This window comes from Streptomyces sp. ML-6 (assembly GCF_030116705.1).
Taxonomy (GTDB): Bacteria; Actinomycetota; Actinomycetes; order Streptomycetales; family Streptomycetaceae; genus Streptomyces.
Genome location: NZ_JAOTIK010000001.1, coordinates 3,095,044 through 3,116,183, shown reverse-complemented (window position 1 = coordinate 3,116,183; position 21,140 = coordinate 3,095,044). Strand labels below are relative to the sequence as shown.

The window sequence follows — 21,140 nt, the reverse complement described above, 5'->3', positions numbered from 1 at the left end:
TGGTGGCGGTGCTGTGGTCCTGTCAGGATGCTCGTCCATTGGGTCGCAAACTGTCCTAATGGACCTCTAGTTTCTTCCCATGACTTCCTCCACATCTCTGCCGTCCGCGGCATCCGGGCCCGTGGGGCCCTCGGCACCGTCGGACCGGCGACGCTGGTTCGCGCTCGCCATCGTGATGACCGCGGCCTTCATGGACCTGGTCGACGTCACGATCGTCAACATCGCCATCCCGAGCATCCGGGAGGACACCGGCGCCTCGTTCAGCTCGATCCAGTGGATCACCGCCGGGTACGCCCTGGCCTTCGCGGCCGGGCTGATCACCGGCGGCCGGCTGGGCGACATATACGGCCGCAAGAAGGTCTTCCTCATCGGGATCGGCGGCTTCACCGTGGCCTCCGCCCTCTGCGGCTTCGCGGCGAGCCCGGAAATGCTGGTCGCCTCCCGCCTCCTTCAGGGCGGCACCGCCGCACTGATGGTCCCGCAGGTGCTGTCGATCGTGCACGCCACGTTCCCGGCGCACGAGCGGGGCAAGGTCTTCGGGCTCTTCGGCGCGATCGTCGGGCTCGGCGCCGTCTCGGGACCGCTGCTGGGGGCGCTGCTCACCGAGTGGAACATCGCCGGCCTCGAATGGCGGCCGATCTTCCTGATCAACCTGCCGGTCGGCATCGCGGGCCTGATCCTGGGCCGGAAGTTCATCACGGAGTCCAAGGCCCCGAAGGCGCTCCGGCTCGACCTGATCGGCGTCGCCCTGGTGACCCTGGGCATGCTGATGCTGATCTACCCGCTGACCCGTGGACGCGAGCTGGGCTGGCCGCTGTGGGGGTACGCGTCGATGGCCGGCAGCCTGCTGGTGTTCCTGGCGCTCGTGGTGTTCGAGCGGGCGAAGGCGCGGAAGGACGGTTCGCCGCTGGTCGAGCTGTCGCTGTTCCAGGTCAAGAGCTTCGCCGCGGGCATCGCCGTGCAGCTGACCTTCGGCATCGGGCTCGGCATCTTCTTCCTGGTCTGGACGCTCTACATGCAGATGGGGCTCGGCTGGAGCGAGCTGCGGGCCGGTGTGACCGGTGTGCCGTTCTCGGTCGCCGTGTCGTTCGCCGCCGGGATCTCCGTACAGAAGCTGGTGCCCCGCTTCGGCCGGAAGGTGCTCCAGACGGGCGCGCTGCTGATGATCGCCGGGCTGCTGATCTACATCTGGGAGTCCGACCGGTACGGCATGGACATCACGTCCTGGCAGATGGTGCTGCCGCTGGTCGTCATGGGGGGCGGCATGGGGCTGATCGTGGCGCCGCTGACGGACGCGGTGCTGTCCGAGGTGCCGAAGGAGCACTCCGGTTCGGCGTCCGGGCTGATCAACACCGTGCAGCAGATGGGCAACGCGCTCGGACTCGGGCTGGTCTCGGTCGTCTTCTTCGGCGCGATCGGGGACGGGTTGAAGCCGCAGCAGGTGGGACCGGCGTTCGGGGAGGCGTTCCGGGACTCGCTGTGGTGGGTGGCCGGGGTGCTCGCGGTGATCTTCCTCGTGATGTTCGCGCTGCCCGCACGGCCGCGACAGCACATGGAGGGCGGCGACGGCGCGGACGCCGCGACGGACACGGCGGACGTGACGGAGGCGGCGGGGGCCGCGGCGGACACGGCGGCGGATGGTCCGGGGCTCTCCAAGGAGCCCGCGCTGACGCCCTGAGCCGTACGAGTCCCTAGCTGTATGAATCCCTAGCCGTGTACGAGTCCCAGCCGTATGGACTCCTAGCCGTACGAACTCCTTAGCCGTATGGACTCCTAGCCGTACGAACTCCTTAGCCGTACGAACTCCTTAGCCGTACGAACTCCTTAGCCGTACGAGCCCCGGGCCTCGCCGGGAAAGCGCGCAGGTGCCCGCACCGTCCTCCAGGTGCGGGCACCTGCGCGTTCGCGCGGGAGTGGCCGAGGGCGGTGACCAGGGGCGCGTGAGCCGGGCTCCGGGTCAGCCGATGCGCGTACGGTTCTCCATCGCCCCGCGCGCGGCGGCCTCGTCGCCGTACACCTCGCACATGTGGCGGCCGTCGGGCGTGGCCGTGTGCTCGACCTCCCACAGGCTCGTCTCGCTGCCGTCGAGCAGCAGGAAGGCGTGTTCGTACAGGGTGAAGCCGGCGTTTCGCCCGTCGACCCGGTACTGCCGTCCGAAGACCTGGGTGATGTGGTGGGCGAAGGCGGCGCGCAGCAGCCTGGCGGTCTCCTCGCCCGGCATGTCGCTGTTCTCCGCGCGGCGCAGGACACGGCGGGCGTGGTCGGCGGAGTTGTCCGGGGCGTATGTGCGGGGCAACGGGGCCGGGGGAGCCGTCATCAGGAACGTGAGCACCTCCAAGTCGGTCGGTGAGCCCTCGTCCCCGAACATCGGGGCCTCGCCGAAGCTGCCGGACAGCCGGGCGGCGGCGAGTCGGACGTCGGCCTCGTCGTCGTACAGCTCGTGGTGGCCCAGCTCGTACGGCGCGGGCCCGGGGTGGAGGCCCGCCGCGCCCCGCGGACCGCTGTGCATCAGCTCCCACAGAGTGAGGGCGGTGCCGTCGGACAGCAGATACGCATGCCGGTGAATCTCACGGTGCAGGACGGAACTGTGGTGCGAGGAGTGCAGGGAACTGCTGTGGGCGAGCGCGGTACCGAGTCTCTCGACCGTGCTGTCGGGCAGGTCGAAAGAGTTGAGTGCCCGTCGCATGAGTCGGTCGAGATGCTGCTCGGTTGTCTCGTACGGATCGCTCAAGGTGCTGTCTCCAGGCCGTTGCCGCGTGTTACTTGCTGCGTGCTTAACGTAGTCCCTGACGCCGACATTGTGACCGGGTTCATGAAAACGTATGGCGCACGCGGATGGTTCCTGCCGCTTCGTCCGAACTTCCCTACCCCGTGGGCGAGTCGGGAATCGGATGATCATGTTCCGGCCGCTCCGGCGGATTCTGTGATTCCGGCGAGTTCCGTGGTTCCGGTGGGGCCTGGGGGTCTTGCGAGCCCTGTGGTTCTGTTGGTTCCGAGGGGCGTACGTGTGCGCGGTAGAGGTCGCTGTACGAGAGGTGACTTCCCCCGCCGGGGCCGCCGTTGACGGTCCGGGCCGCGCGGACGGCCTTCACGATGGCGCGGGTGAGCGCGTCCGCGCCTGCCACCAGCAGTTCGTTGAGCGCGATCGGGTTCTGCGGGTCCAGCCGCCGGGCGCCGGTGGCCAGGGCGAAGACCGTGTCCCCGTCGGTGAGCAGGTGCACGGGACGGACGGCGCGCGCCAGCCCGTCGTGCGCCGTGCCCGCGAGCTTCTGGGCCTGGGCCCGGGTGAGGTCGGCGTCCGTGGCGACCACGGCGAGCGTGGTGTTGAGCGGAGGCCCCGCTTCCGGGTCCTGGGTGCCGGTGAGGCGCCGTTGCGCCGCGCGGTGGACCTCGGGTGCCGGGTACGCCGGTGGTTCGGCCGCGCCGTACTCCCCGTACAGCACCCCGGTACGCGGATCGAGCACCGAACCCGCCGCGTTCACCACGGCCAGGACGCCCACCGTGATGCCGGACGGCAGCCGCACGCTCGCCGTGCCCACGCCCCCCTTGAGCCGCCCGGCGAGCGCGCCCGTCCCCGCGCCGACGTTCCCCTGGGCGACCGGCGCCCCCGGCTCCGTGCCCGCCGCGTCCTCCACCGCCGCGCGGCCCGTCGAGGCGTCCGGGCGGGCCCGCCAGTCGCCGCCCCGCCCCAGGTCGAAGACGCAGGCGGCCGGGACCACCGGCACCACCTGCGACGGGTCGGGGCCGACCCGCACCCCGCGCCCCCGCTCCTCCAGCCAGGCCATCACGCCGGACGCCGCGTCCAGGCCGTACGCGCTGCCGCCCGTCAGGACGACGGCATCGACGCGCTGCACCAGGTTGCGCGGATCGAGCGCGTCCGTCTCCCGGGTGCCGGGGCCGCCGCCGCGTACGTCCACGGCCGCGACCGCGCCGCCCTCGGGGGCGAGGACGACCGTGGTGCCGCTCAGCGCCCCCTCGCCCGCCACCTGCGCGTGGCCGACGCGCAGCCCCGCGACATCGGTCAGGGCGTCGAGGGGACCGATGGCGTCGGCCGGCGCCCCGGGGGACCTCATCAGCCCCGGTCCGGGGGACGGCTCCGGGGCCGGGGGCGAGGTCGGGTCCGACTTCAGGTACGACTTCAGGGACGGCTCCGGGTTCGGGGCCGGACTCGGCGGTTCTTCCGTCATGGCGTGCTCCTCACGCTCCCCACGCTTGTCGTGTGCACTATGCCTCGTGCCTCGTGCCTCGTGCCTTGTGCCTCGTGTTCCGTGGCCCGTGCTTCCCGCGCGCCCCGCCTCTTCCCCCTCCCCGGGTTCACCCGGCCACTTCGGGCCGCCGTGAGAGCAGCACGCTCGCGGCCACGGTCGCCGCCGCCACCAGGCCGGCCACGAAGACCGCCCAGGATCCGACGAACGTACAGGCCAGGATGGCCAGCGCGGCCACGGGAAGGGGCAGTTGCTCCGCGAGGTCGCGCTTGAAATGGCGCGCGTGCAGTGCCCACACCGTCAGCATGAAGAGTGCGGAGGGCACGGTCACCGCGGCGGCGGCCACCTCGGTCGGGACATGGGCCTTGCCCACGGCCTCCTCCACCGTGACCTCGATGCCCGCACCGATGGCGGCCGCGGAACCGAAGATCAGGTAGTGCCCGTATCCCCAGACGAACGCTTCCCTGCTGCCGCGCAGATAGGCATGGATCGGCACGGCGAAGTAGATCCACCAGGCGGAGAAGACGATCAGCAGCCCGCCCGCGGCGATCGGCAGCAGCTCGCCGAGCGCGTCGTGCTCGTCCAGGGCCTCCTGGACCGCGACCGTGGCCGCCGCGATCGTCTCGCCCAGCACGATGATCGTGAACAGGCCGTACCGCTCACCGATGTGGTGGGGGTGCCAGCTCGTCGAACGGTCGCGCTCGGCGATCAGCGGAACGGCCGTCTCCGCGAGCACCAGTACGACGAAGACACCGACACGGACCCCGAGCGAGGCGTCGTCGGGCAGCGCCAGCATGGCGATCCAGCCCACCTGCACCACCATGATCCCGACGGCGTACCGCAGCGCCACGCGTCGCTCCGAGTCCCGGGTGCAGTACGCGGCGCGCAGCCACTGGCTGGTCAGCGCGAGCCGCATCACCACGTAGCCGATGACGACGACCGTCCAGTCGTTCGCGTCGAAGGCGCGCGGCACCCCGGCGGCGAGGACGAGCACACCGGTGATCTGGACGAGCGTGACGACCCGGTACAGCGGGTCGTCGGTGTCGTAGGCCGAGGCGAACCAGCTGAAGTTGACCCAGGCCCACCAGATGGCGAAGAAAACAGCCGCGTAGCCGCCGATCCCGGTGAGGGCGTGGCCCTCGGCGACGGCGTGGACCAGGCGCCCGCCCGCCTGGGCCACGGCGACGACGAAGCACAGGTCGAAGAAGAGTTCCAGCGGGGTCGACGCGCGGTGCTTCTCGGTGCGGCTGCGAGCCGTCATTACAGGCATGGAAGGCAGCACATCAGACGGGGCCCGACCGTGCCGAACGGGACGCACCCCGGATGGGCGAGCGGCGTCACCCCACCGATTCGCAAAACAGGACTGATCGTCACATACGACTCTACGGTGACGGGGTGACCGAGCCACCAGAAGCCTCCGCCGCAGCCGAACGGCCCGCCCCCGGCGCACCCACCGGCCCCGCCGGAGCCCTCGGTGCACGCACCGACCCTGCCGGGGCCCGCTCCGTCACTGCGCGCGCGACCGCGGCCGGTGTCGCCGTCTCCGTCCTGCTGATCCTCGCGATCGTGTTCGGGAGCCGGCTGCTGGAGAACTTCGACTCCGCGCTCCTCCCGTATGCCGTCGCCACCGTCTTCCTCGCCTTCGGCGTCGCCCACCGCTACACGGTCTGGGTCTCCGCGCCCGGTGCCCGGCGCCTGTTCAAGCAGGGGTGGCGGAGCTTCTTCTCCGTGGCCAACTTCCGCAAGGCGCCCACCGCCCTGCCCCGGATGATCGCCACCTACCTGGGCTTCCAGAAGTTCCTCGGGGCCCGCTCCCACGCCCGCTGGGCCGCCCATCAGCTGATCTTCTGGGGCTGCGTCCTCGCGGCGCTGATCACCTTCCCGCTGACCTGGGGCTGGTTCACCTTCACCTCCGGCACCGGTTCGGGCCCCGGCTACGAGATGCGTGTCTGGGGCTTCAAGATCATCGGATTCGACTCCCTGAACATCCTGGGCTGGCTGATGTTCCACGGCCTGGACATCGCCGCCGTGCTCGTCATCCCCGGCGCCTCGTACTTCCTGTGGCGGCGCATGAAGGACCGCGGCGCCATCACCGGCCAGCGCTTCGCCTACGACCTGGTCCCGCTGATCGCCCTCATCGTCATCTCCGTGACCGGTCTGCTGCTCACCTTCTCGTCGATCTTCCTGCACGGCGGCGGATACGAGTTCCTGGCGATCCTCCACATGGTGTCGGTGGTCTTCACCCTCATCTACATCCCGTTCGGGAAGTTCTTCCACATCGTCCAGCGCCCGGCCGCGGTCGGCATGCAGCTGTTCAAGTACACCGCCCGGCAGGACCAGGAGGTCTTCGGCTGCCGCCGGTGCGAGGAGCCCATCGACACCGGCCCGTACGTCGAGAACCTCCGCGGCACCATGCGCGACCTCGGCCTCGGCTTCGACGAGTGGGCCGAATACTGCCCGCGCTGCAAGCGGGTGCTGCGCGGCAGCGCCTATCTGACCCAGGTGAAGAAGGGCTACCAGTGACCGAGGACCCGCGAGAGGCCGGCCCCCGTGCGACGACCGGCCCCCGTGCGCCGGCCGACTCCCGTACGGCCGACCCCAGTAGGACCGAGTCCCGTACGGCCGTCCCTCTCGACCCCTCCCTCGCCCCGCCCGGCACCCGGGCCTTCCGGGACGCGGGAGGCATCCCGGCCGACCGGTGGCGCGCCGACCAGGACGGCGAGACGCTCGTCCCCACCCACTGCTGCTTCTGCGGGGTCCAGTGCGGGATGTATCTGCGCGTCGACCGCGGCGGCAAGGTCTTCGGGGTCGAACCCCGCAACCACGACATCAACCGGATGCGGCTGTGCCCCAAGGGCATCAATGCCTATCAGCAGGTCAACCACCCCGACCGGCTCACCGCCCCACTGATGCGCCGCTCCCGCGACGAGGACTTCCGCGAGGTCTCCTGGGACGAGGCGCTCGACTTCACGGTCTCCGAGATCAGGCGCATCCAGCAGAGCCACGGCAACGACGCCTTCGGGCTCCTGGGCGGCGCCAGCCTCTTCTCCGAGAAGACCTATCTGGTCGGCAAGTTCGCCCGGGTCGCCCTCAAGTCCCGGCACGTCGACTACAACGGCCGGCTCTGCATGGTCAGCGCGGCGGGCGCCAACAAGCTCGCCTTCGGCATCGACCGGGCCGGCAACCCCTTCTCCGACATCCTGCTCACCGACTGCCTGCTGATCGCGGGCTCCAACGTCGGCGAGTGCTTCCCCGTGATGACCCAGTACGTGTGGGGGGCCCGGGACCGCGGCGCGATCCTGATCGTCGTCGACCCGAGGGAGACCGCGATCGCCCGCACGGCCGACATCCACGTCGCCCTCAGGCCCGGCACCGACTCGGCCTTCTTCAACTCCGTGCTCCACGTGGTCGTCGAGGAGGGGCTGACCGACGAGGCGTATCTCGCCGCCCACGCCACCGGCTGGGAGGAGGTGAAGGCCAAGGCCGCCGAGTACCCGCCCGCCAGGGCCGCCGAGATCTGCGGTGTGCCCGCCGAGCAGATCGTCCAGGTCGCCCGCGCCTTCGCACGTGCCCCGAAGGCCATGGCCTGGCACGCCCGGGGCATCGAGCACCACTCGCAGGGCGTCGAGAACTGCCTCAGCGTGATCAACCTCTGCACCGCCACCGGCCACCTCGGCAGGCCCGGCGCCGGCTACGGCACCCTCACGGGCCAGGGCAACGGGCAGGGCGGCCGCGAACACGGCCAGAAGGCCGACCTCCTCCCCGGCGGCCGTTCGATCATGAACGAGGAACACCGCAGACAGATCTGCGGGATCTGGGGCATCGAGGAGTCCGAACTCCCGCCCGCCGGCACCTCGATGATGGAAATGGTCTGGCAGATGCAGCGCCGCGAGATCCGCGGCCTGATCGGCATCTGCAACAACCCCTTCGTCTCGCTCCCCAACTACGCGGTGGTCAAGGAGGGGTACGACGCCACGGAGTTCCACGCCCAACTCGACTTCTTCCTCTCCGAGACCGCCGCCAACGCGCATGTCGTCCTCCCCGTCACCACCTGGGCCGAGGACGAAGGGGTGATGGCCAACGCCGAGGCCCGGGTGGTCAAGCACAACAAGGCCCAGGACCCGCCCCCCGGCGTGCGGACCGACACCTGGGTGATGTGCGAACTCGCCAGACGTCTCGGCGCGGGCGACAAGTTCGCCTTCCCCGACTCCCGCGCGGTCTTCGACGAACTGCGGATCGCCTCCGCCGGCACCGTCAACGACTACTACGGCATCACCTACGAACGGCTGGAGGAGACCGGCGGGATCGTCTGGCCCTGCCCCTCCACCGACCACCCCGGAACACCCCGGCTCTTCGAGGACGGCCGGACCTACCACCCCGACGGCAAGATCCATCTGCAGGTCGTCGAGTGGCACTCGCCGATGGACCCGTACGACGACGAGCACCCCATGTCGCTCACCACCGGGCGGACCGTCGCCCACTTCCTCTCCGGCAACCAGACCCGCCGTCTGGGCGCCCTCGTCGAACAGACCCCGCGTCCCTGGGCGGAGATCCACCCCTCCCACGGCTTCCGCAACGGCGAACCGGTCCGCGTCGTCACCCGGCGCGGCAGCGAGGTCTTCCCCGCCCTGGTCACCGAGGCGATCCGCCCCGACACCGTCTTCGTCCCGTACCACTGGCCCGTCCCCACCGCGGCCAACGCCCTCACCATCGACGCCCTCGACCCCCGCTCCAAGATTCCCGAGTACAAGGTGTGCGCCTGCCGCATCGAGCACGCCGAGAAGATCGACGAGGTCCCCGCGCCCCCTGTCGCGCCCGGCCACGTCGCCTACCCGGAGACCCAGGTCTCCCGCACCGACCCGCTGCCGCCCACCTCCCCCCAGGGCCGCGGCACCTCGGAGAGGGGCTGATCGCCGCATGATGGGCAGAACGATCTTCATCGATCCCGGGCGCTGCATCGGCTGCCAGGCCTGCGTCTCCGCCTGCCGGGAGTGCGACTCGCACCGCGGCAAGTCGATGATCCACCTCGACTACACCGACGAGGGTCATTCCGTGGCCTCCCTTCCCACCGTCTGCATGCACTGCGAGGACCCGGTCGCGCCGTGCGCCGAGGTCTGTCCCGCCGACGCGATCCTGGTGACCGCGGACGGGGTGGTCCAGCAGGCCGACACCACCCGCTGCATCGGCTGCGCCAACTGCGTCAACGCCTGTCCCTTCGGCGTCCCGAAGATCGACCTGGGGGCGAAGCTGCAGATGAAGTGCAACCTCTGCTACGACCGCACCGCCTACGGCCTCGCCCCCATGTGCGCCACCGTCTGCCCGACCGGGGCGCTGTTCTACGGAACGGTCGAGGAGCTCCAGGCCGAACGCCCCGGGGTCCAGGTTGCCGACACCTTCACCTTCGGCCGGAGCGAGGTCCGCACCGGCGTGGCCATGGTCGTTCCCGCCGACCGGGTCCGGTGGCCGGTGCCCGGCGGCCTTCCGGTGGTCGAGATCAATGGGAAGGACGTCCGCCGATGAGCGCCCCCGACCAGCCGCCCGCCGACCGCCCGCCTCCCGCCTCACCGCCTCCCGCCTCACCGCCTCCCGGGCAATCGCCCCCCGACCGGTCGGCATCCGGCAGATCGCTCGTCGACCAGTCGGTTCCCGGGCGGCCCGCCGCCGACCGCCCGACCGGTGGGGACCCGAGGGAAGCCCTGCACGACCGGATCGCCGCCGACTCCCTCACCACCCGGCGCGACTACCTCCGGATCGTGGCGACCGTCTCCGGCGGCCTCGCGGTCGGCGGGCTCGGCGTGGCCAGTGGAATCCTGCCGCGTCACGGCGACCCGGACGACGCCAAGGCGCCCGCGCCGAAGCGGATCGTCGGCCGGCTCCTGCCCGGCGAATCCGTCTCCTTCCACTACCCGGACGAGGAGGACCGGGCGGTGGCGGTACGGCTCGACGACGGCACCCTCGTCGGCTACTCCGCGATTTGCACCCATCTCGCCTGCGCGGTGCTCTGGCGCAAGGACCGGGGCCCCGAGGGCGAGCTGTACTGCCCCTGCCACGAAGGCGTCTTCGACGCCCGTACCGGCGAGGTCACCGCCGGGCCGCCGCCCCGCGGGCTGCCCAAGGTGGTGCTCGTCGAGCAGACCGACGGCAGTATCTGGGCGATCGGTACGACGCATTCGGGCGAGAGCGTCGAGCACGGCCTGTGCCGCCGGCTCGGCGAGGACCGCCCGGACCTCGCGTCCCGCATCGGCTGCCCCTCCGTCAGGGGCGAAGGGCCGGAGGCCCCGGAGGCCGGGGCCCCGCCCGCACGGGCCGCCGAGGCCGTTCGGACCCCCGGCAGGCGGACATGAGCGGCACCTGGCGCCCCTGGAGCCGGCAGCCCCGGAGCGAGGGGGCCCAGGGCCGGACAGCAGACGGCCAGGAGTCCCCGGGCCGGGAGCCTTCGACGGAGCAGGGGCCCTCGGGGATCCCGGAGTCCTCGGAGCGCCGGGAGTCCCGGGACTATCCCGCGTACCACCCGGGCAGCGCCCGTCCCGAACTCAACCGCCCCCTGCACGAGCGCTATCCGCAGATCCGCCCCACCAGCGGCTACGGGGACCCGAGGGTCCGGCACACCGGTCCCGGCCCGGGGGCGGGCACCGACCAGGAGCCCGAGCGCTCCTCGAAGCTGACGGCCCGGCTGGTCCTCGCCATGACGGTCGTCGTCGGACAGCTCTGGGGGCTGACCGTCACCATCGACGCGTGGATGGAGGGCACAACCGGCACGGCTTGGTGGGGCGCTGGTTTCCTCTGTCTGTCGTTCCTCGTCGTCCTCGGGCTGTGGCTGCTCGACCCGGAGGATCGCTGACCGTCGCCGTACCCTTGATGTATGAGTACCGCCCCCGCCCCCGGCCCGCGTGAGTCGAAGCCGTCCCAGCCGGAACAGCCGAAGCCGAAACCGGCTCTGATCTTCGATGATCCGCTGGACCAGCAGTCCGCGGACGATACGGACCGAGGGTGGGGCGAGCGGGCCCCGGCCGGTGGCAGCGCCGCCGATCTGGCGCGCTTCCTCGACGAGAAGCCGCCCCACCACATCTGAATTCCCCGCTCCGTGGTGGTTCGACGACGCCGCTGCCGGCGCTCTCGCCGCACGCAGCGCTCCCGCCGCCCGCGCCACTCCCGCTGTGCGTACCGCTCCCGCCGCCCGCGCCACTCCCGCTGTGCGTACCGCTCCCGCCGCCCGCGCCACTCCCGCTGTGCGTACCGCTTCCGCCGCCCGCGCCACTCCCGCTGTGCGTACCGCTCCCGCCGCCCGCGCCACTCCCGCTGTGCGTACCGCTCCCGCCGCCCGCGCCACTCCCGCTGTGCGTACCGCTTCCGCCGCCCGCGCCACTCCCGCTGTGCGTACCGCTTCCGCCGCCCGCGCCACTCCCGCTGTGCGTACCGCTCCCGCCGCCCGCGCCACTCCCGCTGTGCGTACCGCTTCCGCCGCCCGCAGCGCTCCCGCCGTTCCTGTCGTACGTACCGCTACTGGTCGGGACCGCGCCCGGGGTCCTGACCACGGGTCTCGCCCGTCGGGCCGCCGCGCTGGGCGACGAGGGCGTCGCGGATCTCCTTCAGGACCTCCAGCTCGCTCACCTCCAGCGTCTCCTGCACGCCCTCCTTCGCGGCCTGCATCGCCGCTCGTCTGGCGAGGTACTTGGCCATGGGCAGGACCATCAGGAAGTAGACGACGGCGGCCGTGATCAGGAAGCTGAGAGTGGCGCTGAGCACCGAACCCCACAGGATCCGGATGCCCTCGGTCGCCTCGCCCGTCTTCGGGTCGGTGACGCACGGCCCCTTGAGGCAGGAGCTGTAGCTCTCCAGATCCTTGGTGCCGAACGCGCCGACCAGCGGGTTGATGACGCCCTTGACGATCGAGTTCACGATCTGGGTGAACGCGGCACCGATGACGACGGCGACCGCCAGATCGATCACGTTGCCGCGCAACAGGAAGGCTTTGAACCCCTCCAGCAGACTGACCTTCTTCTCGCTCACGGATGAGCCTTCCTTCGCGTGTGCCGTAGGCGGAATAAATTCCTCCGCAACTTACGGCAGCACCCGACGGAATCCCCCAATTCCTGGAGTTTGTCAGGTGACTTGACCGATCGTCAGTACGAATCAGCACAGTGCCACCGCCAGTCGGGACGAGATGCCGGCACCGGCCAGCGAGGCGGCCGTCTCCCGGGGGACGGAGAGCACGACGAGCGCGCCGTCCCCCGCGGCGCCGTCCGCCGGGGCCTGCGGCACCTCCGCCACCCGCGCGCCCTTCGCCAGGACCCGGACGTCTGCTCCGGAGCCGCTCCCACCGGCGGCGATCACGTCGACGCGGTCGCCGGGCCGCAGCAACCGCACCGCCCCCGCGTCCGCGATCCGTACCGGCGCGGACACCAACCGGGTCGTCGGCCGCCGCACTTGCCCCGGAGTCGCGCCGCCCGCCCCTGCGCCGCCCGCCCCTGCCCCGCCCGCCCCGTACGCCGGGGCGCCGCCCGTGCCCGCGCCGGTACTGCCCAGCCCCGTGGCGACCAGAGCGGCAGCGGTCAGGGCCAGACCGGCCGCCAGGGCCCGGCGCTGCCGCCACACCGCCCGCCGCAGCCCGCGCCCGCCCCCGCCGCGTACCCGCAACGGCTCGAACGCGGGCACCCCGCAGGGCGGCGGCGCCGACGCCGGGGGCAACGCGTGAGGTGACGCATGGGGCGGCGGAGGCGACGCGGAGGCCCGGAACGGCACGGACGGCGACGCCGGCAACGCGCCGGGCGAGGCACTGGGCAACGCGCCGGGCACCGCGCCGGACGCTGCCGCGCGCGACGGCGTGAACGGGGGAAACAGGGGCGACGGAGGCATGGTCGACACCACCTCGGACGAAGGGATCTCGCACGGACACCCCCCACCATCCCCCGCCCGCGAACTTCCCGCCCGAGCCTGTGGACGGCCCCGGCGTTGTGGACAACTCCGTCACCCACACACGCCGCAACCGTCACGCCACAAAAGTTCAGGGAAGCCCCCAAGCCTCCCAGCCCCAAAGTCAGGGACGTCCGGAAGCCCCCAAGCCCCAAAGGTCAGGGAAGCTCGATCCCCGTCTCGAGCCCGTCCAGCGCGTGCGAGCACGGGCAGTCCCGGTCCGCCTCCGCGGGCAGCGCGGCCACCACGTCGAAGAGCACCGCGCGCAGCCGGTCCACATTGGCGGCGAACACCTGCAGCACCTCCGCGTGCGAGACGCCCTCGCCGGCCTCCGCGCCCGCGTCCAGGTCCGTCACCAGGGTCGTCGTCGTGTAGCAGAGGCCCAGTTCCCGGGCGAGGACGGCCTCCGGGTGGCCGGTCATCCCGACCACCGACCAGCCCATCGCCGCATGCCAGCGCGATTCCGCCCGGGTCGAGAAGCGCGGTCCCTCGACGACCACCAGTGTCCCGCCGTCCACCGGCTCCCAGTCCTTCGCCCGCGCCGCCGCCAGCGCCGCCCGGCGCCCATCGGGGCAGTACGGGTCGGCGAAGCCCAGGTGGATCACGTTCGGCTGCGCGCCGTCCGCCCGGGTCTCCCCGTCGTAGTACGTCTGCTTGCGGGTTTTGGTGCGGTCCACCAGCTGGTCGGGGACGAGCAGGGTGCCCGGTCCGTACTCCGGGCGCAGGCCGCCCACCGCGCACGGGCCGAGCACCTGGCGCACGCCGACGGAGCGCAGCGCCCACAGGTTGGCCCGGTAGTTGATGCGGTGCGGGGGCAGGTGGTGGCCCCGCCCGTGGCGCGGCAGGAAGGCGACCCGGCGACCGCCCACCTCGCCGAGGAAGAGGGAGTCGCTCGGCTGTCCGTACGGGGTGTCCACACGCACCTCCGTGACGTCCTCCAGGAAGGAGTACAAGCCCGAGCCGCCGATGACACCGATCTCTGCGTTCGCCATGCGCTCACAGTAGCGGCGCGGGAAAACGCGCAGGACCCCGCCGAGGTGTCGGCAGGGTCCTGGGGAAACGTAGAAGCGTGGAAGTGCGGACCGGACCGAACCGGACCGGCTCGGGCAGCCGAAGGCGCCACTCGTCGAGGAATCAGGCGGCCGAAGTACCGCTCGCCGAGGCCGAAGGGGCCGAGGAGGCCGACGCCGCGGTGGACGTGGACGACTTCGAGTCGGAGCCCTTCGAGGACGACGAGGAGTCGGCCGAGGCGGAATCGGACGACTTCGCCGAGGACGACGCCGGCGTGCTGCTCGACGAGGAGCCGCGGCTGTCGTTCCGGTAGAAACCGGATCCCTTGAAGACGATGCCGACCGCCGAGAACACCTTCTTCAGGCGTCCGTCGCAGCTCGGGCACACGGTGAGGGCGTCATCGGTGAACTTCTGCACCGCCTCGAGGCCCTCGCCACATTCGGTGCACTGGTACTGATAGGTCGGCACTTGCTCCTCCTGGCACTCTGACTCGATGAGTGCTAACGACGCTCCATAGTGACGTATTCCGCTGCGTCAGTCCACCGTGACCGGCTTCCGGTGACCGACACCACGCGCCACGGTCCGTCCCGGAGCGGTGGGTGAGAGCCGCGAACGCAGGGTCATCAGGGTGATCAGCGCCAGCACGGTCCCCACCAGCGGCACCAGGAATCCGGTCGAGGCCCCGTGGGCGTCCGCGAGCCGTCCGGCCACCGTCACAGCGGCCGCCTGGCCGAGCGCGACCGAGCCCGTCAGCCAGGTGAACGCCTCGGTCCGGGCGGAGCCCGGCACCAGGGCCTCGACCAGCGTGTATCCGCTGATCAGGGCCGGGGCGATGGACAGCCCGACCAGCAGTCCGAGCCCGGCGAGCAGGGGCACCGAGTGCATCGCCCACAGGCCGGACGCGGTCAGGGTCAGCGCCGTGTACCCGACGAGCAGGCGCCGTCGCGGGCCGCTCTTCCAGGCGATGGCCCCGCAGACGATTCCGGCCAGCATGTTGCCGGCCGCGAAGACGCCGTACAGCAGGCCGTTCACGCCGGGGCGGCCGATCTCCTCGGCGAAGGCGGTCAGCGAGACCTGCATGCCGCCGAAGACGGCGCCGATCCCGAGGAAGGCCACCGCGAGCACCCGTACGCCGGGGACGGACAGGGCGGAGGCGTGCCGCCGGTCCGTGCCGGACGGGGCGGTGCGCACCGCGGGCTGGGTGCGGTGCTGGGCGGCGAAGAGCAGCCCGCCGGCCAGCGTCAGCGCGGCCTCGGCGACCAGACCGGCCGCCGGGTGCACGCCCGTGCACAGCGCGGTGGCGAGCACCGGTCCGATGACGAAGGTGAACTCGTCCGTCACCGATTCGAAGGCGGCGGCGGTGGACAGCAGCGGCGATGCTTCGCGGCCCGGTGCCGCCCCCAGTACGGCCGCCCAGCGGGCGCGCACCATCGGGCCGATCTGCGGGACGGACGCGCCCGTGGGCACGGCCGCAGCGAACAGTGCCCACAGGGGCGCGTCCGCCAGTGCGAGGGCCGTCAGCGCCGACACCGACGCGGCGTGCACCAGGACGCCGGGCAGCAGCACGGCGCGCTGGCCGAAACGGTCGGCGAGCTTGCCGGTCTGCGGCGCGAACAGGGCCATGGCGACACCGGTCACGGCGGCGACGGCCCCCGCGCTGCCGTACGAGCCGGTGGTGTGCTGGACCAGCAGGACGATGCCGATGGTCAGCATCGCGAAGGGCTGCCGTGCGGCGAAGCCCGGAAGGAGAAAAGTCCACGCACCCGGGGTGCGCAGCAACTGCCCGTAACCGGGGCGGTCGGAGACCGTGGACGCCACGGTCCATGCCTTTCTGCCGCCTGGTGGCCGGGCTCCCGCGGGCGGGCCCGGACGGGTGGGTGCGGGCTCGTGCGGATGCGGCCGAGAGCTGTCCTCTTCGCGCGGAACTGCGGTAGATGCCGGGCGCTCAGCAGGGGCGGAGGACGCCACGACCGCCATACGGTCGCGCCAGCTCTGCATCAGGCAGAGTTGGTCGTTCAGATTTCCTTCAGGATACAGGCATTTGTCCCTGCCTGGCTGTGATTGTGTGCCGGGCCACCCTGCCAGCGCGCAGACATGGCAAAACGCACCAAGACGCAGCAAGGCCCACCAAGGCCCACTAATGCCTACCAAGACGCACCAATGGTGAGCGAAAATGCGCCAGGCCCATGAAATGCCTTCGGAGTGAAGTGCCTTCGGAGTCCGGAAGCCCCGGCTCCCCGAAGGCGTGCCTCAGCGGTGCGCCTTCGGGCCGTCGGACCTGCCGAGCCTCGTCACGGCCTTCAGCGCGTGCGCCACCTCGTGGCGCCGGTCCTGCTTCGCGTGCGGCGCCGCGGGGCCGGGGCCCTCGCCGCCCTTGGCGCCGGTGCCCAGCCAGCCCGCGAGCTTGCCGCCCTCGCCGACCGCGCGCAACCGCTCCTCCGCCGCGTCGCGCACCGGATCGGTGGTGACCACCAGCAGCTCGTCGCCGTGTCGCAGCACGGTCGACGGCGCCGGTACGAAGCTCTTCCCGTCCCGTACGACCAGGGTGACCGCGGCCCCGGCGGGCAGTCGCAGCTCCCCGACCTCCACGCCGTGCATCTTCGAGCCGCCGGGGATCGCCACCGACAGCAGATGGCCGCGCAGCCGCTCCAGGGGCGCCGACTCGATGCCCAGGTCGGCCGTCTCGGAGGGGTCCTCGGCGATCTTCAGGGCCTTCGCCAGCCAGGGCAGGGTCGGCCCCTGGATGAGGGTGTAGACGACGACGAGGACGAAGACGATGTTGAAGACGCGGGTGGAGCCCTCGACCCCGGCGACCATCGGGATGGTCGCCAGGATGATGGGCACGGCCCCGCGCAGCCCCGCCCAGGACATGAGGGCCTTCTCCTGCCAGGGCAGCCGGAACGGCAGCAGCGAGATGAAGACCTCCAGCGGGCGGGCCACCACGGTCAGCACCAGGCCCACGACCACGGCGGGCCAGAAGTCGTCGAGCAGATCGTGCGGGGTGACCAGCAGGCCGAGCAGGACGAACATGCCGATCTGGGCCAGCCAGCCGAGCCCGTCGGCGAAGCCGCGGGTGGCGGGCCAGTGCGGCAGCTTGGCGTTGCCGAGGATCATCGCGGCCAGGTAGACGGCGAGGAAGCCACTGCCGTGGACCAGGGCGCCCACGGCGTACGCGCTGACCGCGATCGCCATCACGGCGATCGGGTAGAGACCGGACGCGGGCAGTGCCACGTGGCGCAGGCCGAACGAACCGAGCCAGCCGACGGCGATGCCCACGGCGGCACCGATGGCGAGCTCCAGGGCTATCTCCCCGACCAGTACGTACCAGCTGTCCACCGGTCCCCGGGTGGAGAAGGCCACCACCAGGATCACCACCGGGGCGTCGTTGAAGCCGGATTCGGCCTCCAGTACGCCGGTGACCCGGGCGGGCAGCGGCACCTTGCGCAGTACGGAGAAGACCGCGGCGGCGTCCGTCGACGAGACGACCGCACCGATGATCAGTGCCTGCCGCCAGTCGAGACCGACCAGGTAGTGCGCCCCGGCCGCCGTGACGCCCACGCTCACCGCGACGCCGACCAGCGAGAGCATCGCCGCGGCGGGCAGCGCGGGTCTGATCTCTTTCCACTTGGTGCCCAGACCGCCCTCGGCGAGGATCACGACGAGCGCGGCGTAGCCGATGACCTGGGTCAGCTCGGCGTTGTCGAACTTGACGTCGAAGAGGCCGTCCTGCCCCATGGCGACCCCGATGCCGAGGTACAGGAGCAGGCTGGGGAGCCCGCTGCGCGAGGAGATGCGCACCGCCGCCACTGCGACGAGCAGTACGAGTGAGCAGACGAGCAGGAGTTCGTTGAGCGTGTGGACAGTCAGTGGCCGTTCCTTCCCCGCGTGCGCCTGCCGAGCCGAACGATTCGAACGAAACGACCGGATCGGGCCGGTCGAGCCTCGGTATCGGCCATGAGTGGCCGGTACTTCGTTACCTTACCTAATCTTTAACGCTTTCTTGACGCGGCCGAGCGTCCGTACGATCACTACTCAATTCGAGCCATCCCGATACCGCGTCGGAGCCGCCGGGCCGCTGCGCCTATGGTTGCTCCTGCACTCCCAGGACCACCTGCCCCTCGAAGGACAGCGATGCCCGCCAACACAACCGCCTCTTCCGGCTCCACCGGGTCCGCCGGTGCGAAGACCGGCAGGAAGAAGGGGCGACGTGCCCGCCTGATCGTGCTCGTTCTGGTGCTGGCGCTCGTCGCGGGTATCGGCTACGGCGCGTACTGGTCCGTGTCGACCGTGCGGGCCTCGTACCCGCAGACGACCGGATCGATCAAGATCGACGGCCTCGAAGGCACGGTCGACGTCAAACGCGACGGCTACGGCATCCCGCAGCTGTACGCGGACTCCGACGCCGACCTCTTCCGCGCCCAGGGCTTCGTCCACGCGCAGGACCGCTTCTGGGAGATGGACGTCCGCCGTCACATGACCGCGGGCCGGCTCTCCGAGATGTTCGGTTCCGGGCAGGTCGAGACGGACACCTTCCTGCGCACGCTGGGCTGGCACGAGGTCGCGCAGAAGGAGTACGACACCGTCCTGTCCGAGGAGACCAAGAAGAACCTCCAGTCGTACGCGGACGGTGTGAACGCCTACCTGGAGGGCCGGGACGGCAAGGACATCTCCGTCGAGTACGCGGCCCTCGGCTTCACCAACGACTACAAGCCGGGCAAGTGGACGCCGGTCGACTCCGTCGCCTGGCTCAAGGCCATGGCCTGGGACCTGCGCGGCAACATGCAGGACGAGATCGACCGCTCGCTGATGAGCAGCAGGCTGGACGCGAAGCAGATCCAGGATCTGTACCCGGCCTACCCGTACGACAAGAACGAGCCGATCGTCGACCGGGGCGCGATCTCCCCGGTCACCGGGAAGTTCGACCTGGACGCGACGCCGTCCGACGACATCGGCGCCGCGGACACCGCGCAGGACGCCACCCAGGGCCTGAACACCCAGCTCGCCTCGCTCTCCGACACCCTCGACCAGATCCCGGCGCTGCTCGGCCCGAACGGCAACGGCATCGGGTCCAACTCCTGGGTGGTCTCCGGCGAGTACACGACCACGGGCAAGCCGCTGCTCGCCAACGACCCGCACCTGGCCCCGCAGCTGCCCTCGCTCTGGTACCAGATGGGGCTGCACTGCCGCGAGATCAGCGCCACGTGCCAGTACGACACCGCCGGTTACACCTTCTCCGGGATGCCCGGCGTGGTCATCGGCCACAACCAGGACATCGCCTGGGGCCTCACCAACCTCGGCGCGGACGTCACCGACCTCTTCCTGGAGAAGGTCTCCGCCGACGGCTACCTGTACGACGGCAAGGTCAAGCCCTTCACCGTCCGCGACGAGATCATCAAGGTCGCGGGCGGCAAGGACCGGCCGATCACCATCCGCGAGACGAACAACGGCCCGCTGGTCTCCGACCGCAGCAGCGAACTGGAGAAGGTCGGCCAGAAGGCCCCCGTCACCAACGAGGCCCCGGACCGGGCCGAGGGCTACGCGGTCGCCCTGAAGTGGACCGCGCTGGAACCCGGCCGCTCCATGGACGCCGTCTTCGAGCTGAACCGCGCCAAGGACTTCACGTCCTTCCGCAAGGCGGCCGAGCACTTCGAGGTCCCCTCGCAGAACCTCATCTACGCCGACAACGACGGCAACATCGGCTACCAGGCACCGGGGAAGATCCCGGTCCGCATGGAGGGCGACGGCACGATGCCCAGCCCCGGCTGGTCCTCGAAGTACGGCTGGGAGAAGGAGCCGATCCCGTTCGACGAGCTGCCCTACGAGTACAACCCGAAGCGCGGCTACATCGTCACCGCCAACCAGGCCGTCATCGGTAAGAAGTACCCCCATCTGCTCACCAAGGACTGGGGCTACGGCAGCCGCAGCCAGCGGATCAACGACCTCATCCGGGCGAAGCTCAAGGACGGGGGGAAGATCTCGACCGAGGACATGCAGAAGATGCAGATGGACAACACCAGCGAGATCGCCGCGAAGCTGGTGCCCGAGCTGCTGAAGATCAACGTCTCGGACAAGAGCGTCCGTGAGGCGCAGAAGCTGCTGGAGGGCTGGGACTACACCCAGGAGCCCGACTCGGCCGCGGCGGCGTACTTCAACGCGGTCTGGCGCAACATCCTCAAGCTGGCCTTCGGCAACAAGCTCCCCAAGGAGCTGCGGGTCGAGGGCGAGTGCCTCAACGTTCCCCGGGCGGGCGGCTCCGGTCCGGTCGACGAGCAGAACAAGCTGGTGCGCGAGTGCGGTCAGCGCGCCGCGGACTCGGCGCAGCCGGACGGCGGCGACCGCTGGTACCAGGTGGTCATCAACCTGCTGGACGACCAGGACAACGACTGGTGGAAGACGCCGAAGAGCGGCCGGGACCTGGCGACGGAGAACCGTGACGAGCTCTTCGCCCGCGCCCTGGAGGACGCCCGCTGGGAGCTGACCGCCAAGCTCGGCAAGGACGTCAGCACCTGGAGCTGGGGCCGGCTGCACCAGCTGACGCTGAAGAACCAGACCCTCGGTACCGAAGGCCCCGATCTGCTCCGGCGGGCCCTCAACCGTGGTCCGTGGGACCTCGGCGGCGGCGAGGCCGCGGTCAACGCCGCCGGCTGGAACGCGGCGGGCGGCTACGAGGTCGTCTGGGTGCCGTCGATGCGCATGGTGGTCAACGTGGGGGACTGGGACAAGTCCCGCTGGATCAACCTCACCGGCGCCTCCGGGCACGCGTTCAGCGCGCACTACACCGACCAGACCGAGAAGTGGGTCAACGGCGAACTGCTCGACTGGTCCTTCGGCACGAACGCCGTCTCCAAGTCGACGGTCGACACCCTGACGCTCAAGCCGTAGAAGACGCTCGAGCCGTAGGACGCGTCCGCGGAGCCCTCGGGCGGCCCTCGGAGCTCTCAGGAGCTCCCGGGGGCCGCCCGAGGCCGTTCCAGGCGCCCGGGGGATCACGGAGGTCTAACGCGGTCGCTC

The 21,140-nt window shown here is 71.0% G+C and carries 17 protein-coding genes; 8 read left to right on the top strand and 9 right to left on the bottom strand.

The features are described from left to right. Positions 1-79 precede the first annotated feature (79 nt). Entirely contained in the window at positions 80-1,678 is a 1,599-nt protein-coding gene (locus OCT49_RS13510; RefSeq protein WP_283852119.1) for an MFS transporter, read from the top strand. 279 nt (positions 1,679-1,957) lie between these two features. On the opposite strand, the gene OCT49_RS13505 is transcribed toward OCT49_RS13510, so the two are convergent. From OCT49_RS13505 to OCT49_RS13495, 3 genes are all read right to left on the bottom strand, one after another. After that, positions 1,958-2,731 (bottom strand): DUF6227 family protein, encoded by a 774-nt coding sequence (locus OCT49_RS13505; protein WP_283852118.1) that lies wholly within the window; start codon positions 2,729-2,731, stop codon positions 1,958-1,960. Positions 2,732-2,864: 133 nt separating this feature from the next. Continuing rightward, a complete protein-coding gene (locus OCT49_RS13500; protein WP_283855788.1) occupies positions 2,865-4,073 on the bottom strand; it encodes a P1 family peptidase in 1,209 nt (402 codons plus the stop codon). A 241-nt stretch (positions 4,074-4,314) separates the two neighbouring features. Continuing rightward, positions 4,315-5,466 (bottom strand): low temperature requirement protein A, encoded by a 1,152-nt coding sequence (locus OCT49_RS13495; RefSeq protein WP_502963370.1) that lies wholly within the window; start codon positions 5,464-5,466, stop codon positions 4,315-4,317. 134 nt (positions 5,467-5,600) lie between these two features. Between OCT49_RS13495 and OCT49_RS13490 the strand changes: the two genes are divergently transcribed. From OCT49_RS13490 to OCT49_RS13465, 6 genes are read left to right on the top strand one after another with little or no spacing between them, the layout of a single operon-like run. Next, complete coding sequence (locus tag OCT49_RS13490; protein ID WP_283852116.1) at positions 5,601-6,728, top strand: MFS transporter; 1,128 nt, start codon at positions 5,601-5,603, stop codon at positions 6,726-6,728. Further along, on the top strand, positions 6,725-9,115 hold the full coding sequence (locus OCT49_RS13485) for a molybdopterin oxidoreductase family protein (RefSeq protein WP_502963369.1): 2,391 nt from the start codon (positions 6,725-6,727) through the stop codon (positions 9,113-9,115). Before OCT49_RS13490 ends, OCT49_RS13485 begins: the two co-directional genes overlap by 4 nt. Before the next feature lie 7 nt (positions 9,116-9,122). After that, positions 9,123-9,725: a 4Fe-4S dicluster domain-containing protein gene (locus OCT49_RS13480; protein ID WP_148836600.1), complete on the top strand. Its 603-nt coding sequence runs from the start codon at positions 9,123-9,125 to the stop codon at positions 9,723-9,725. Continuing rightward, positions 9,722-10,549, top strand: coding sequence for a QcrA and Rieske domain-containing protein (locus OCT49_RS13475; protein WP_283852115.1), 828 nt, complete (start codon positions 9,722-9,724; stop codon positions 10,547-10,549). The genes OCT49_RS13480 and OCT49_RS13475 overlap by 4 nt, the downstream gene beginning before the upstream one ends. Beyond that, positions 10,546-11,046 (top strand): hypothetical protein, encoded by a 501-nt coding sequence (locus OCT49_RS13470; protein ID WP_283852114.1) that lies wholly within the window; start codon positions 10,546-10,548, stop codon positions 11,044-11,046. The genes OCT49_RS13475 and OCT49_RS13470 overlap by 4 nt, the downstream gene beginning before the upstream one ends. Before the next feature lie 21 nt (positions 11,047-11,067). Then, positions 11,068-11,277, top strand: a complete 210-nt coding sequence (locus OCT49_RS13465; RefSeq protein WP_283852113.1) for a hypothetical protein — start codon at positions 11,068-11,070, stop codon at positions 11,275-11,277. Positions 11,278-11,705: 428 nt separating this feature from the next. On the opposite strand, the gene OCT49_RS13460 is transcribed toward OCT49_RS13465, so the two are convergent. The 6 genes from OCT49_RS13460 to OCT49_RS13435 form a co-directional block, all read right to left on the bottom strand. After that, entirely contained in the window at positions 11,706-12,215 is a 510-nt protein-coding gene (locus OCT49_RS13460; protein ID WP_283852112.1) for an MscL family protein, read from the bottom strand. A gap of 123 nt (positions 12,216-12,338) precedes the next feature. Then, positions 12,339-12,965: a hypothetical protein gene (locus tag OCT49_RS13455; protein WP_502963463.1), complete on the bottom strand. Its 627-nt coding sequence runs from the start codon at positions 12,963-12,965 to the stop codon at positions 12,339-12,341. A gap of 311 nt (positions 12,966-13,276) precedes the next feature. Continuing rightward, positions 13,277-14,110, bottom strand: a complete 834-nt coding sequence (locus OCT49_RS13450; RefSeq protein WP_283852110.1) for an S-methyl-5'-thioadenosine phosphorylase — start codon at positions 14,108-14,110, stop codon at positions 13,277-13,279. Between the two features lie 142 nt (positions 14,111-14,252). Beyond that, a complete protein-coding gene (locus tag OCT49_RS13445) occupies positions 14,253-14,597 on the bottom strand; it encodes an FmdB family zinc ribbon protein (protein ID WP_283852109.1) in 345 nt (114 codons plus the stop codon). 66 nt (positions 14,598-14,663) lie between these two features. Further along, the gene (locus OCT49_RS13440; protein ID WP_283852108.1) at positions 14,664-15,947 is read right to left on the bottom strand and encodes an MFS transporter; all 1,284 of its coding nucleotides are present in this window, start codon (positions 15,945-15,947) and stop codon (positions 14,664-14,666) included. Positions 15,948-16,379: 432 nt separating this feature from the next. Then, entirely contained in the window at positions 16,380-17,936 is a 1,557-nt protein-coding gene (locus OCT49_RS13435) for a potassium/proton antiporter (RefSeq protein ID WP_283852107.1), read from the bottom strand. Positions 17,937-18,260: 324 nt separating this feature from the next. On the opposite strand from OCT49_RS13435, the gene OCT49_RS13430 reads away from it, so the two are divergent. Next, the gene (locus OCT49_RS13430; RefSeq protein ID WP_283852106.1) at positions 18,261-21,011 is read left to right on the top strand and encodes a penicillin acylase family protein; all 2,751 of its coding nucleotides are present in this window, start codon (positions 18,261-18,263) and stop codon (positions 21,009-21,011) included. Positions 21,012-21,140: the final 129 nt, after the last annotated feature.

Excerpts from the sequence above, each read along its gene's own strand:
- OCT49_RS13510 (WP_283852119.1), top strand. The coding sequence starts at position 80 with ATGACTTCCTCCACATCTCTGCCGTCCGCGGCATCCGGGCCCGTGGGG.
- OCT49_RS13500 (WP_283855788.1), bottom strand. The coding sequence starts at position 4,073 with ATGAGGTCCCCCGGGGCGCCGGCCGACGCCATCGGTCCCCTCGACGCC.
- OCT49_RS13495 (WP_502963370.1), bottom strand. The coding sequence starts at position 5,466 with ATGACGGCTCGCAGCCGCACCGAGAAGCACCGCGCGTCGACCCCGCTG.
- OCT49_RS13480 (WP_148836600.1), top strand. The coding sequence starts at position 9,123 with ATGATGGGCAGAACGATCTTCATCGATCCCGGGCGCTGCATCGGCTGC.
- OCT49_RS13475 (WP_283852115.1), top strand. The coding sequence starts at position 9,722 with ATGAGCGCCCCCGACCAGCCGCCCGCCGACCGCCCGCCTCCCGCCTCA.
- OCT49_RS13470 (WP_283852114.1), top strand. The coding sequence starts at position 10,546 with ATGAGCGGCACCTGGCGCCCCTGGAGCCGGCAGCCCCGGAGCGAGGGG.
- OCT49_RS13465 (WP_283852113.1), top strand. The coding sequence starts at position 11,068 with ATGAGTACCGCCCCCGCCCCCGGCCCGCGTGAGTCGAAGCCGTCCCAG.
- OCT49_RS13450 (WP_283852110.1), bottom strand. The coding sequence starts at position 14,110 with ATGGCGAACGCAGAGATCGGTGTCATCGGCGGCTCGGGCTTGTACTCC.
- OCT49_RS13430 (WP_283852106.1), top strand. The coding sequence starts at position 18,261 with ATGCCCGCCAACACAACCGCCTCTTCCGGCTCCACCGGGTCCGCCGGT.